We start from the raw sequence: 12794 nt of genomic DNA, 5'->3' as shown, positions 1-12794 counted from the left end.
TTTCCGGGGTCTGAATTGGCCAATCCAATCAGGCAGTTGGACCTGGCTGCTGAGAATGTGAATCAGGCGACCCTCAACTACTGATTCAAGTGAAGTGTGTGAAGACTGGAGCGCTTCGAATCTGTTTTGAGAAGGTCTACGAGTGTCTTTGTTAATCTAGACGAGATGACTGTTTTGCGCCTGACAGCGGTCGTACAAGCCAGCTTCACCGTCTCCCCAAAGCCGACATTATCTGGTCGACGCTTAAGACGCTGACTTATGTCGATGGCGATAAGCCAACTCAGAACGTGCGACCTTGGCCTCAAATCCCAGGTTGGCTAGAGTTGGCAGCATGCTGGATGCTATTCACCACGTTGCGCTCATCTGCACCGACTACGACCGGTCGAGACGCTTCTACGTCGAACTCCTCGGCCTTGAGCTGATCCGAGTGGTCTATCGGGAGGAGCGGCAGTCATGGAAGGCGGATCTGCGAATCGGGTCCGTCCAGCTGGAATTGTTCTCCTTCCCTGCACCAGTGATGCGGCCGTCCCATCCAGAGGCGACAGGCCTGAGACATCTGGCATTTGCCGTGGAGAATCTTGATCCCGTAATCATGCGCCTGGAAGCCGCCGGCGTTGCCGTTGAGCCAATCCGGATCGACCCATATACAGACCAACGGTTTACCTTTTTCAGCGACCCAGATGGATTGCCGCTGGAACTCTACGAAGTCCCTATAGCGAACGGGTGGCTTTCGTGACGGCGTTATCGACCCCGGATGGCAGCGAGCCATCCGTTCGCGAGGCATTTTGAAAGCCTTAAGGCGGACCGTTTTGCCCCGTCTGCCCGGTCTTACCGAGTCAGGTCCGATTTGTTCAGCCAGTCGCGCACCTGCTCGGTGGTCCGCCGCTCCTGAAGGCCCTCCATGACGAACCCTGGGGCTAAACTCGCCTGTGGCGCGGCCCTTGCTATGACTTCGCGGCTGTTCCCAAGGCCGTAGCCTCCGTGCAGATTGAACGGAATTATGGTCTCCCGGAGAAGTCCTGATTGGCCAGGAATGAACGAACAATCGGTGGCGCCGAAGCGCCCCAAATTGGAAAACCGAGGAACACCGTTTTATAAGAACTGAGATTACTGACGCTCGCTTTGAGTGGCGGCAAGAAATTTCTCTCGCGTTCGTGCGTCGCCTGGTCAACCGTCGCGAAATAGTCGGCGGGATAGGGCCTGGCTGGCTCTATCTCGAACAGGTCGCCGTCGAGGTAACGGCTGAGAAGGGCGGCAATGGTGCGGGTGTTGCCGCTGCGCGTAAAATAGGCGACCAGTGGCTTGCCGCCTGCGCCAGATTCGGCGTTAGCCGATGCAGCGGACACGGCGCTGACGGCGGCCAGCGGAAAAAGCAGCGAAGACACAAGCATCTCTCGTCGAGTCTTTTTTGCGGTGTTGGGCATGATTGTGCTCGGCTTGGTACGCATCACGATCTCGACGCCGCTTCTACGCCTGAATAGGCCAGCACGGCGTCTGGCAGCCTCTGACCGCGCACCTCAATCGCCGCAACCGCCGCATTGAGTTCCGCAACCTCTGATGGCGAAAATTCAATCGAGGCCGCTCCTGTGTTCTCGAGCATGTGGGCCATTTGTGTGGTGCCGGGGATGGGGACAATCCACGGCTTCTGCGCCATCAGCCATGCGAGGGCGATCTGGCCGGGCGTCGCGTTCTTGCGCTTGCCCCACTCCTTGACAAGGGCAACAAGCGCGAGATTATTCGGCAGGTTATCCGGCGAAAAGCGGGTCTCAACGGCGCGGATATCGCCGGGGGCAAAACGCGTAGCCTGGTCAATCGCCCCGGTCAGGAAACCAACCCCTAGCGGGCTCCATGGGACGAAGCCGATGCCGAGTTCCTCGCAAGTCGCAAGGACCGATTCCTCCGGTCCGCGCCACAGCATCGAGTATTCGCTCTGCACCGCCGTCACGGGCCGTTCGGCATGGGCGCGCCGAAGCGTATTGAGACCCATTTCGCTGAGGCCCCAATGGAGGACCTTGCCCTCTGCCATGAGATCTCCGACGGCGCCGGCAACGTCCTCGATCGGCACCTCCGGATCGACGCGGTGCTGATAGAGCAAGTCGATGCGGTCGGTCCTTAGCCGCTTAAGCATGCCTTCGACAGCGAGCTTTATATGATCCGGCTTGCTGTTGAGCCCGGGAAGCCGTTTGCCGGTCTCAAGATCGATGTTCCAGCCAAATTTCGATGTGATGGCTACCTTGTCACGGAAACCCTCGATACCCTCGCCCAGGATCCTCTCGACCTCATGGGGACCATAGGCCTCGGCCGCGTCGAAAAAGGTTACGCCGTGATCAAAGGCGGCCCCGATGATGTTGTGCATCTCGGTTCGTGTAGGGACCGTCATCTGATAGGTGCGGCTCATATTCTGGACGCCAAGCCCGACGGCTGAGACTTCAAGGGAGCCCAATTTCCGGCGCTTTGACACTCCTGCCTGCGGCGCATTTGCGATGGTTGGCGAAGCTCCATTCGACTGAGCGTAGGCACCGCTTGCGAGCGGTGCGGCCGCCAGCACGCCTGCAGCTGCAAGCAGGCTGCGACGGCTTACTCGGGTGATTTCTGATCGCATTGCTTATTCCTTCCTTCGTGAGTTCATCCAACGCGAGCGATGCGTTCTCAGAGCCCTGTCATTTTCAGGACCGCCTCAGGCAGGCGCTCGCCCTGAACCTCGATTTTGGAAAGACCGGCGCGGATCTCGGAAAGGTCGGCCGCGGTCAACTCGACATCGGCACCGCCGACGTTCTCCTCGACGCGTGAAAGCTTTTTCGTGCCGGGGATCGGCACGATCCAAGGCTTCTGCGCCAGCAGCCAGGCCAGTGCGACCTGGGCAGGCGTGGCGCCCTTACGGTCCGAAACTGTTTTGACCACATCGACCAGCGCCATATTGGCCTTGCGCGCTTCAGGTGAGAACCGGGGCACCGAGTTGCGGAAGTCACCTGGCTCGAATTTCGTATTCTCGTCGATCTTGCCAGCCAGAAAACCGGCGCCGAGCGGGCTGAACGGCACAAAGCCGATCCCAAGCTCTTGAAGCACCGGCAGCAGTTCGGCCTCAGGGCCACGCCAGAATAGGGAATATTCGCTCTGAACGGCCGTGAGAGGGTGTATGGCGTGGGCGCGACGGATGGTGCCGACACCTGCTTCCGAGAGCCCGTAGTGCCTCACCTTACCTTCGGCGATGAGATCCTTCACGGCACCGGCGACGTCCTCGATCGGCACATTGGGGTCGACACGGTGCTGATAGAACAGGTCGATATGGTCGGTACGCAAGCGTTTGAGAGCGGCCTCCGCAACCGCCTTGACGTGCTCCGGGCGGCTGTTGGTCCCGCCGTTACGCCTGCCGGTCACAAGATCGATGTCGAACCCGAACTTGGTGGCGATGATGACCTTGTCCCGTAAGGGCTGCAGGGCTTCGCCCACCAGCTCCTCGTTGGTGAAAGGCCCATAAGCCTCGGCGGTATCAAAAAGGGTGACGCCCAGGTCGAAGGCGCCACGAATGATGTCGATCGACTCTTGATGGCCCCCTGTTTCACCGTATGTCGACGCGAAGCTCATGCAACCAAGGCCCATGGCCGAGACTTCCAGGTCTTTTCCAAGTGTGCGCTTTTTCATGAGTTTTCTCCTTGTCCTTAGTCTGTCTGGGACAACAGGCCGGAAGCCGGCAACGCGGCGCCGTTGCTTCTGCTGGCCGGCAGGATGAAAGCGACTGCCAAGGCGATCGCGACGATGTTCATGACGGCCGCGCCCAGCACGGCGACACTGATTTGGTGACCGATCGCCGCAGCTCCTAACGCTGCAGGCTTGGCCGCTGAAGCGAAGACCACGATCAAGACGCTGAGGCCGATCGATCCGCCGAGTTGGTGAGCAACGTTGACCACCCCTGAGGCGGCACCCTGGTCGCGAGGTTCGACGCCGTGGACGCCCGCAGCGGTCAATGGCGCCATGGCGGTGCCGTTCCCGATGCCGATAAGGATCATCGGAAGCGCCGGCTGCCAATATGTTGCGGCGGCTCCGGCTTGGGCCAACCAGACCAAGCCGACCGCCATGGACGCTAGCGCACCGATGAGAAGCACGGGCCCACCCACAACCCGGGTCAGTCGTGGGATCGTCACCGCCGAGCCGAAGGTCAGAACCGTCATCGGCAGGAAGCCCAGCCCGGCCTGCAGTGCTGTGTAACCCAGCACCTGCTGCATGAACTGCGTGGTGAAGAAGAAGAACGACACCATCGAGCCGATATAGAGCATGCGCCCGGCATAGGCGGCCGACCGCTCCCGGTTGGCGAAGAGGCGCAGGGGCAGTACCGGAAAGGCGGCACGCCTTTCGAACCAGAGGAAGAAAGCCAGGACGACTGCGGCTGCACCAAGGGAAAGCAACGTGACAGGGGTTTGCCAGCCCTGAGCGGCCGAATTGACCAGACCTTAGACCAGTAGGCCCATGCCAAGCGTCGAGGCGACAGCGCCAATAATATCGAAGCGGCCTTGCATGCGTTCGCCGTCCGGAATGATGCGGTTGATCGCGAAGAGGAGGCCGATGCCGATCGGAAGGTTGACGAGGAACCCAATACGCCACGACAACAGGCCCGCAAAAACACCGCCCAGGACCATGCCAAGGCTTGCGCCAGCGCCGGCGACGACCGAGTACCATGACAGGGCACGTTCGCTGCCTTCGGCGAAGGTGGTGGAGATCACCGCCAGCACGCTTGGCGCCAGGATGGATGCTGCCAGACCCTGTACGGCGCGCGCCGCGATCAGCTCGTACGACGACTGCGAGATGCCGATCACCAGCGAAGCCAGCGTGAACAGGATGACGCCCAGCTGCAGCGTCCGCTTCCGGCCGAAGGTGTCACCGACGCGAGCCGACAGGAGCAGAAAGCCGCCGAAAAACAGCAGATAAGCGTTTTGCACCCACGTCTGCATGATCGGGCTCATGGCCATGGTGCGGCCGATTTCCGGCATGCCTGTGTAGACGATGGAAAGATCCAGCAGAATCATGAGGTACACGGTCAGCACGGCGAGAACCGTGTTGGGAGTCGCTACTTGCCCAGATCGCAAGGACATTGGCGCTGCTTTCGTTGCCGGCGGCACGTCCGCCCATCTCGTGACGGCAAAATAGGCCCATTTCATTCATTCGATTAGATGCTAATATCGGCAAGGACCAATAAGAGGGCCTAATGAATGCGACGAGAGGACATGACTGACCTGCTCGCACTCGTGGCCGTCGCCAGGGAGCGCAGCTTCACCCGGGCGGCCGCCCAGATGGGAGTCTCCCAGTCAGCGCTGAGCCAAACCATACGCGGGCTAGAGGATCGGCTCGGGATCAGGCTTTTGACGCGCACCACCCGCAGTGTGTCCACCACGGAAGCCGGCGAGAGGCTGATCAGGGCAGCTGCGCCGCGACTGGAAGAAATCGAATCGGAATTGGCGGCGTTAAGCGACTTGCGGGACAAGCCCGCCGGCACGGTGCGCATCACCTGCAGCGAAAACGCAGCCGATACAGTCGTGTGGCCGAAGCTGGCCGCGGGTCTCGCCGGGTTTCCGGACATCAAGGTTGAGCTGTACATCGATCATGGCTTCACAGACATTGCTGCGGAGCGCTTTGATGCCGGCGTGCGCCTGGGAGAGAGCCTGGAAAAGGACATGATTGCCGTGCGCATCGGGCCTGACGTACGGCTCGTGACGGTAGGATCCGCCGGCTATTTCTCACGAGCCCCCCGGCCAGAGACTCCGCAAGACCTCATCCGGCACAATTGCATCAATCTGCGCCTGGCCACGTTAGGCGGTCTTTACGCTTGGGAATTTGAAAAGGACGGCCGCGCCCAGCGGGTTCGTGTCGATGGGCAGCTGATCTTCAACACCATCAGGTCCCTGGTGACGGCTGCAATCGCCGGCTACGGCATTGCTTTCGTTCCCGAGGACAGCGTCTCCGAGCACCTGGCCAAAGGCACACTGATAGAGGTACTCAGCGAGTGGTGCCCGCCCACGTCTGGTTTTCACCTCTATTATCCAAGCCGGCGACAGAACTCGCCGGCGTTCCAGACCGTCGTCGAACTGCTGCGCCACCAAAAGTGATACATCAGCTAGAGTTATCGTCAAAAGAATGATTTAGAACATGTCCGAGCTGTTAGCCGCCAGTCCGCTCTAGGCCCAAAGGCTGCCGGGCAGCAACTGCGCCTCATTTTGGCTAGGGGCTAGCTCTCCGTGTCGCAAGAGAAGACATTGCCAATATCGCCTAGTGCCCAGTTCCCATCGAACTGAATTGCTTCAGATGTTCTCCGGCGTGACGATCTCAAAAGGTATCGACCGCTGAAGCGTCGCGAGCGGCGCTTGTGGTCCAATGACATCGATCATCGTCTGCACGAGAAGAGTCGAGGTCGCCTCGAGCGGATGACAGAGAGCTGCAGTGATCAGGCCCTCAGACAAGCCTTTTCGCGTCTCGGGGCCAATGTCACGGCAAACCACCTTGATTCCGGACCGCCTCCCGGAAGAAACCTCCCGAAGCGCACGAAGCACGCCCGTTATCCCGCCACCGACGATCAGAATTCCCACGAGATCATCAGTCGCCTTCAGAAGCTCGGTGACCATACGGTAAGCCTCGCTCGATTCTTCGTGCGTGGGGCGGCTTTCCTCTACGGTGAGCCGTGGAGCGTGCTCGCGCAAATAAGAACGGAAGCTGGCGTCCGAGACGTCCTGGCATTGGTAGCGATGATTGCCTATGAAAACGGCTATGCGACCCGGGCCATGGGTCGTTTGGGCAATCAGGAAGGCTGCGGTGCGCCCCAGCTTCCAGTTGTCGGTGCCAACATATGCCGCCCGTTCCGGCGCTGATTGATCCGTAATGTAGGAAACCACCGGTTTCCCCATCTCTTTTAAGGAACGGATCGCCTGGCCAATGATCGGGTGATCGGCAGCGATCACCGCTACGGCGTCGCATATGTCGCCGAGCGCGATCAGTCGGCTGGAGATGGTTTCTGGCGTCAGCTGGTCTACGAAATCGACGACAGGCTCGATCACCTCGTCCCGACGCTCGCGGCAAGCGGCAACGATCTTCTTTCCGAACAACTGATAGAGGTCGCGGGTCGACTGCTGAAGCAGGAAACCCAATCGGTAATGTGGCGATATTTTACGGGCCCGGTCGTCGATCGCGCCTATGCCGTAGAACCCTATGTCTTCCGCCGCACTTTGGACGCGTTGGACGGTTTTGGGGCGTACGGAAACGGTACCATTCAAAATCCGGTTGATCGTCGCTACCGAGACCCCTGCCGCGGTGGCGAGATCGTGAATCGTCGGCCGTTTCATAAATGCCCACCCCTTTCCGTATCATCATGATTGAGACGAAATGATACAATTGCTATTTTGATACTATTTTAGTCTTCTACGAATATCAACCCTCCGATATGAATTGCGTCGAGCTAACGCCCAATCAGTCGATGAGCCCCGCAGGGCGCACACCACACGGGCGAGGAGGCGCTGTTACGATGGATGACCTTCAGTATGGAACACGCGACAAGCGCGGCAACTGGGCACCGCACCGCCGCGCTGAGCCGGTGCCGATCTGGCTTCGTCCGTTTGATATAAAGAAGGTCGTTGCCTGGATTCCCGAATTTCTTTGGCCGTGGAACGCCTTCCATTTGGCGACTGCGCTTATTTGGGTGAACCTACTCATCCCAAGCTGGAAGAGCCTGGCTAGCTTATCGCTGCTCAACTACTTTTGGCTCTACGGCCTCAACGCCGGCGGCATATTCCTTTTTTACGGGTTCTTCGAGTTGCGTTACTACGTCCAGCGCAAACAGCAGAACCGTTTCAAGTATAATGCGAGATTTCCGTCGGACGCGCAGTCTGACGTGTTCTGGTTCCAAAACCAGAATGTCGACAATTTCACCCGCTCGTTTTTCGTCACAATACCGCTGTGGACCGTGGTCGAGATCGTGATGCTATGGGTCTACGCAAACAGCTGGGCGATCTGGCTGCCATGGACGACAAACTGGATTTACCTGTCGTTCCTGGTGATTGTCGCGCCAGCCGTACACGAGGTCTATTTCTTCTTCCTTCACCGGGCGATCCATTGGCCGCCGCTCTACAAATGGGTGCACTCGGTTCATCACAATTCGATCAATCCAAGTCCGTGGTCTTCGCTGTCGATGCACCCGGTCGAAGGGCTCCTCTATCATGCCGAAGCCTGGCTGCACCTGTTGATCCCCTCCAACCCGGTCTGTGCTTACTTCACGCTGCACGGAGCAGGCTTTGGAGCGGTGAACGGCCACCTCGGCTTTGAGACTTTCGAAATCACCGACAAGGTTAAGCTCGATAGCCATTCGTACGTGCACTACCTGCACCACAAGTACTTTGAGGTGAACTACGGCGGTGATGGGCTAGTGCCCCTCGATAAGCTGTTCGGCACCTGGCACGACGGCAGCAAGGAAGCCGATGAGGCCATGAAGGCTCGCTTCCGCCAAAAGAAAGAAAAGATGCGGGGTCAGCGGGAGGGCCGCGGCGATCCGACGCCTGGAATGCCGGCGGAATAACGAACTGCACTCGTGAGGAGCGGGCGCGTCGGGAGCAGAACTTGTTTTGAACACCTGCAAAGCGGGTGAAACCTGGGAGGACTACTGTGAAGCTTTTCAAGGTACTCGTATCGGCAACCGTGTTGACCGCATTCACCACTGGAGTGACATTTGCCGCCAACATCTTCGTCATCGGCGGCAAGCCGGACGATCCGTTCTGGTCGATCGTCAAGCGTGGCGCCGAAGACGCCGGCAAGGTGGTCGAGGCTCAGGGCGGCAAGGTCACTTGGCTCGGACCTCAGAATTATGACAATCTGGGCGTCGACGCCGCCGAGTTGATCCGCCAAGCCATCGACCAGAAGGCTGACGCCATTGTCGGCCCGGACTGGGTGCCCGAAGCGATGGATCCTGCGTTCAAGGCAGTGAAGGATGCTGGTATTCCGCTGGTCATCTATAATGCAGGCGGGCTGAAAGCGGCGGATCGTCTTGGCGCCATGAACTATGTCGGCTCGGACGACTACAAGGGCGGTGTCGCGGCAGGCGAGTACCTGACGAAGGCTGGCAACAAGAAGGGCGTTTGCATCAACACGCTGCCAGGCGCCGCCAATATCGAGGCGTTCTGCGGCGGCTTCAAGGAAGGCATGACTAATGGCGGTGGCGAAGCCGACGTGCTGCCATTGCCCGCTACTTCCTTCGGATCGGCCACAGCCGTCGCGCAGGCAGTGAAAGCCTATCTGCTGCAGCACCAGGACGTGAACGCTGTCTTTACGATCGGCAACGTCGACGCCAACTCCGCCATGAACGGCCTTACCCAGGCCGGCAAGGTCGGAAAGGTGCAACTCTGCGGCATGAACTTCGATGAGACGATCCTGAACAACATCAAGGATGGCAAGCAGGCCTGCGCGATCGATCAGCAAGGCTACCTGCAGGGATACCTGGCCGTCGCGATCCTCAATGGCCACGTCAACTACGGCTTGTCGGTGCCCACCCGCGAGATCCTTACGGGACCAGGCATCATTGACAAGACAAACGTCGACGCCACCATTGCTGGCGTGAAAGCAGGGACACGATAGTCCGTCTCACCAACAGCCGCCCTCGCATTACCGCGGGCGGCCATTCTGTCCCTCCCTCTGCGGCGGCCTTATCGTGGCTGGCCGCGTGCTCGCGGATTACCCTAATGGCACATCCCGTGACGTTCACATCAACCCCGGCGCCGGACCCCACGCGGTCCGGACTAGCCCTCGGCCGGCTGTCGCGTCGACCAGAGTCGGGCTCGTTCCTCGGCCTGGTCGCGGTTCTGCTTTTCTTTGGCCTGTTCGGCGGAAGCGGCTTCATGTCGGCAGCCGGAGCGGCCAGCTGGTTGAACATCGCGTCTGAGATCGGGATCATCGCCATGCCGATAGGGTTGCTGATGATCGCCGGGGAACTCGACATCTCGGTCGGTGCCGTGATCCCAGCGGCGTCTCTCACCGCTGCAATCGTCTCCGGGCACTATGGGCTGCCAGATTGGCTTGGCATAATGGCCGCGCTTGGCCTTGGCCTCACGGTCGGCTGCCTCAACGGGCTGCTGGTGACGAGAACGACCATCCCATCGCTCATCATCACCATTGGCACCATGTTCCTCACGATGGGCCTGACGCTGGGTCTCACCGTCAAGATCGCCGGCAGCACCGGCGTATCGCTTGTGCCGGACCCGCTCACCAAGGCAATCTTCGGTGACTATCTCGGCGGCATGTTTCAAGTCACGATCCTGTGGTGGGTTGTGTTCGTGATCGGCTTGTTCTGGCTGTTGCACATCTCGCCCATGGGCAACTGGATCTATGCTTTGGGCGGCGACAAGGAAAGCGCGCGCAACGTTGGCATCCCGACCAAACGGCTGACCATCGGTCTGTTCATGCTGTCGGGCTTCAGCGCCGCTTTCGTCGGGGTCAGCGAGGTGATGGTCTACCAGAGTGCGCAGGTTCTGGCCGGCCAGTCCTTCATCTTCAATTCCATCATGTGCGTGGTCATCGGCGGCGTTTTGCTCACGGGCGGCTTCGGCTCGATCGTTGGGATCGTGTTCGGCACCATTACCTTCTCGATCGTGAACCAGGGGATCTACTTCACGAGCATGGATCCCAACATAGGGAGCATCATCATCGGCGCGCTTCTTTTGATCGCGGTACTGACCAACGACACCTTCCGGCAATTGGCACTCAGCTATTCGTCGAAGAAGGGAAAACAGCCGTGATGGACGCGATCAAATCCGTGCTGCGTCGTCCCGAAGCCGGCTCGATTCTGAGCCTCATCGGCGTGGTGGTTTTCTTCGTTCTGTTCGGCGGCGCCAATTTGGGGACGCTCGTTGGCGCAGCCAGTTGGGTCAATTTCGCCGCCAATCTCGGTATTGTGGCCATTCCCGTCGGCCTGCTGATGATCGCAGGCGAACTCGACATCTCCATCGGCGCTATGATTCCGGTTGGTTCGATGACAACCGCCATCCTCACCGGTTACTACGGACTGCCCATGGCGGCGGGGATAGCTGGGGCGCTGGCAATCGGCATGGCGGTAGGTCTGGTCAACGGCCTGCTGACGGTCCGCACCTCCGTGCCTTCGCTTATCATCACCCTGGCGACGCTGGTCGCCATGCAGGGGGTGGTGCTCAGTGCTTCCGTGCTTTTGACCGGCAATGCCAGCGTAGCCCTGACCGCGCCGCACTGGGCCAAATTCCTCTTCGGCCAACTGATCGGCGGCAGTCACCAGGTCGTCATAATCTGGTGGGTTGCATTCGCAGTCGTCGCAGGCTTCGTTCTGCACAAGACCCGTTACGGCAACTGGCTGTTCGCAATGGGTGGCGACCGTGTCAGCGCCCGCAATGCCGGCATTCCGACAGACGGCATGACTATTTCGCTGTTTGTGTTGTCGGCAGTCAGCGCCACCTTTGTTGGCATCTGCCAGGCCATTCTGTTCAATTCCGCGCAAGTCTCCGGCGGCATGAACTTCATCTTCAACGCCATCGTTTCGGTGGTGGTGGGTGGGGTACTGCTGACCGGCGGTTTCGGCTCGGTCGTTGGCATATTCGTCGGCACCATCACCTTCGCCATTGTCAGCCAGGGTATTTACTTCACCCAGATCGACCGAAACTGGTCGAACCTGATCATCGGTGTGATGCTTCTGGTGGCCGTGATGATGAACCAGTCGTTCCGCGACCTGGCTCTGTACTTCAGGCCGCGGCGCAATCGAAGCGTGCCGCGAGAGCCAGCAAACCCATGAGAAACGAGTTGCACCGCAGCCGGCCCCCGAACGCGCATCGATCAACAAGCGTCGAATTTCGATGGATACCCTCGCCGATCAGCCGCATCAGCCAAGCCGGCAGAGATGGGAGACGAGCCCGCCATGAATGACAAACCTGCCATTCTCGAACTGAGAAACGTCAACAAGTCCTTCGGACCAATCGACGTCCTGCACGATATTTCGCTACTGGTGCGCGCCGGCGAGGTGCTTTGTCTGCTCGGTGACAACGGCGCCGGCAAGTCGACCCTGATCAAGACACTGGCTGGTGTCCACAAACCCACAAGCGGCCAGATACTGATGGATGGCCAGCCGGTGACTTTCGCCGGGCCGAGGGAGGCCCAGGGAAAGGGTATCGCCACAGTGCATCAATTCGGCGGCACCTTTCCGCTGATGAGCATCGGGCGGTCCTTCTTCGTCGGCGTTGAGCCGACCCGAGGCTGGGGACCGTTCAAGATCTACGACCGCAAGCGCGCCAACGAGATCGCGGTGAAAGCGGTACGCGATTTCGGCATCACGCGCATCGATGACGGCGATCGCCTGGTTGGGGGACTGTCCGGCGGCGAGCGACAGTCGCTTGCCATTGCCCGCGCTGTATATTTTGGCGCGCGCTTGCTGATCCTGGATGAGCCGACCGCGGCGCTTGGCGTCAAGCAGGCTTCGCACGTCCTGCGCATCGTCAACGAGGCGAAGAGACGCGGCCTGGCGGTTGTCTTCATCACCCATCAGGTCATGCACGCCATGGCCGTCGGTGATCACTTCGCCGTGCTGATCCGCGGTGCCATCGCCGCCGATTTCCGCAAGGGCGAAAAGTCACGCGAGGAGATCACAGATCTGATGGCTGGCGGCGAGACCATGGCCGACCTCGAAGCCCAGGTCGAGGGTTACATGGAAACGCATGAGGGGCATCCGCCATCCCTTAAGGTGCTGGAGAGCCCAACCGCTCCATAGGCCTTTGGGGATGGTGTTTAAGGCGCGGCTTTCATCCCTCCCAAAT

General features: G+C 59.7%; 13 protein-coding genes. 7 read left to right on the top strand and 6 right to left on the bottom strand.

Translation table 11 applies throughout. The annotated features are described in order from the left end of the window. Positions 1 to 331 precede the first annotated feature (331 nt). Positions 332 to 736: an SMU1112c/YaeR family gloxylase I-like metalloprotein gene (gene gloA2 / locus AC0L28_RS13240; RefSeq protein ID WP_473477898.1), complete on the top strand. Its 405-nt coding sequence runs from the start codon at positions 332 to 334 to the stop codon at positions 734 to 736. A gap of 262 nt (positions 737 to 998) precedes the next feature. On the opposite strand, the gene AC0L28_RS13235 is transcribed toward gloA2, so the two are convergent. Genes AC0L28_RS13235 through AC0L28_RS13215 form a run of 5 tightly spaced genes read right to left on the bottom strand, consistent with a single transcriptional unit; the run spans position 999 to position 5114 of the window. Beyond that, positions 999 to 1448 carry a flavodoxin gene (locus tag AC0L28_RS13235; RefSeq protein WP_473477896.1) on the bottom strand — a complete coding sequence of 150 codons (450 nt, stop codon included), beginning with the start codon at positions 1446 to 1448 and terminating at the stop codon, positions 999 to 1001. Then, a complete protein-coding gene (locus AC0L28_RS13230; protein ID WP_473477894.1) occupies positions 1448 to 2602 on the bottom strand; it encodes an aldo/keto reductase in 1155 nt (384 codons plus the stop codon). Before AC0L28_RS13230 ends, AC0L28_RS13235 begins: the two co-directional genes overlap by 1 nt. A gap of 47 nt (positions 2603 to 2649) precedes the next feature. Further along, complete coding sequence (locus tag AC0L28_RS13225; RefSeq protein WP_473477892.1) at positions 2650 to 3642, bottom strand: aldo/keto reductase; 993 nt, start codon at positions 3640 to 3642, stop codon at positions 2650 to 2652. 17 nt (positions 3643 to 3659) lie between these two features. Beyond that, positions 3660 to 4445, bottom strand: a complete 786-nt coding sequence (locus AC0L28_RS13220) for an MFS transporter (RefSeq protein ID WP_473477950.1) — start codon at positions 4443 to 4445, stop codon at positions 3660 to 3662. Positions 4446 to 4448: 3 nt separating this feature from the next. Beyond that, complete coding sequence (locus tag AC0L28_RS13215) at positions 4449 to 5114, bottom strand: MFS transporter (RefSeq protein ID WP_473477890.1); 666 nt, start codon at positions 5112 to 5114, stop codon at positions 4449 to 4451. A 90-nt stretch (positions 5115 to 5204) separates the two neighbouring features. Between AC0L28_RS13215 and AC0L28_RS13210 the strand changes: the two genes are divergently transcribed. Then, the gene (locus tag AC0L28_RS13210) at positions 5205 to 6098 is read left to right on the top strand and encodes a LysR substrate-binding domain-containing protein (protein WP_473477887.1); all 894 of its coding nucleotides are present in this window, start codon (positions 5205 to 5207) and stop codon (positions 6096 to 6098) included. 192 nt (positions 6099 to 6290) lie between these two features. On the opposite strand, the gene AC0L28_RS13205 is transcribed toward AC0L28_RS13210, so the two are convergent. Beyond that, on the bottom strand, positions 6291 to 7325 hold the full coding sequence (locus AC0L28_RS13205; RefSeq protein ID WP_473477885.1) for a LacI family DNA-binding transcriptional regulator: 1035 nt from the start codon (positions 7323 to 7325) through the stop codon (positions 6291 to 6293). Between the two features lie 179 nt (positions 7326 to 7504). On the opposite strand from AC0L28_RS13205, the gene AC0L28_RS13200 reads away from it, so the two are divergent. The 5 genes from AC0L28_RS13200 to AC0L28_RS13180 all read left to right on the top strand — a co-directional run bounded on the left by AC0L28_RS13200 (position 7505) and on the right by AC0L28_RS13180 (position 12748). Continuing rightward, positions 7505 to 8551: a sterol desaturase family protein gene (locus AC0L28_RS13200; RefSeq protein ID WP_473477883.1), complete on the top strand. Its 1047-nt coding sequence runs from the start codon at positions 7505 to 7507 to the stop codon at positions 8549 to 8551. Positions 8552 to 8670: 119 nt separating this feature from the next. Further along, positions 8671 to 9603: a sugar ABC transporter substrate-binding protein gene (locus tag AC0L28_RS13195; protein WP_473477948.1), complete on the top strand. Its 933-nt coding sequence runs from the start codon at positions 8671 to 8673 to the stop codon at positions 9601 to 9603. A 116-nt stretch (positions 9604 to 9719) separates the two neighbouring features. Further along, complete coding sequence (locus AC0L28_RS13190) at positions 9720 to 10760, top strand: ABC transporter permease (protein ID WP_473477881.1); 1041 nt, start codon at positions 9720 to 9722, stop codon at positions 10758 to 10760. Beyond that, the gene (locus AC0L28_RS13185) at positions 10760 to 11779 is read left to right on the top strand and encodes an ABC transporter permease (protein WP_473477880.1); all 1020 of its coding nucleotides are present in this window, start codon (positions 10760 to 10762) and stop codon (positions 11777 to 11779) included. Before AC0L28_RS13190 ends, AC0L28_RS13185 begins: the two co-directional genes overlap by 1 nt. 123 nt (positions 11780 to 11902) lie before the next feature. Further along, on the top strand, positions 11903 to 12748 hold the full coding sequence (locus tag AC0L28_RS13180; protein WP_473477878.1) for an ATP-binding cassette domain-containing protein: 846 nt from the start codon (positions 11903 to 11905) through the stop codon (positions 12746 to 12748). Positions 12749 to 12794: the final 46 nt, after the last annotated feature.

It is taken from the genome of Mesorhizobium sp. WSM4847, assembly GCF_055811335.1.
Note: the sequence above shows the minus strand (reverse complement) of the source record. Positions and strands in the feature narration are given on the sequence as shown.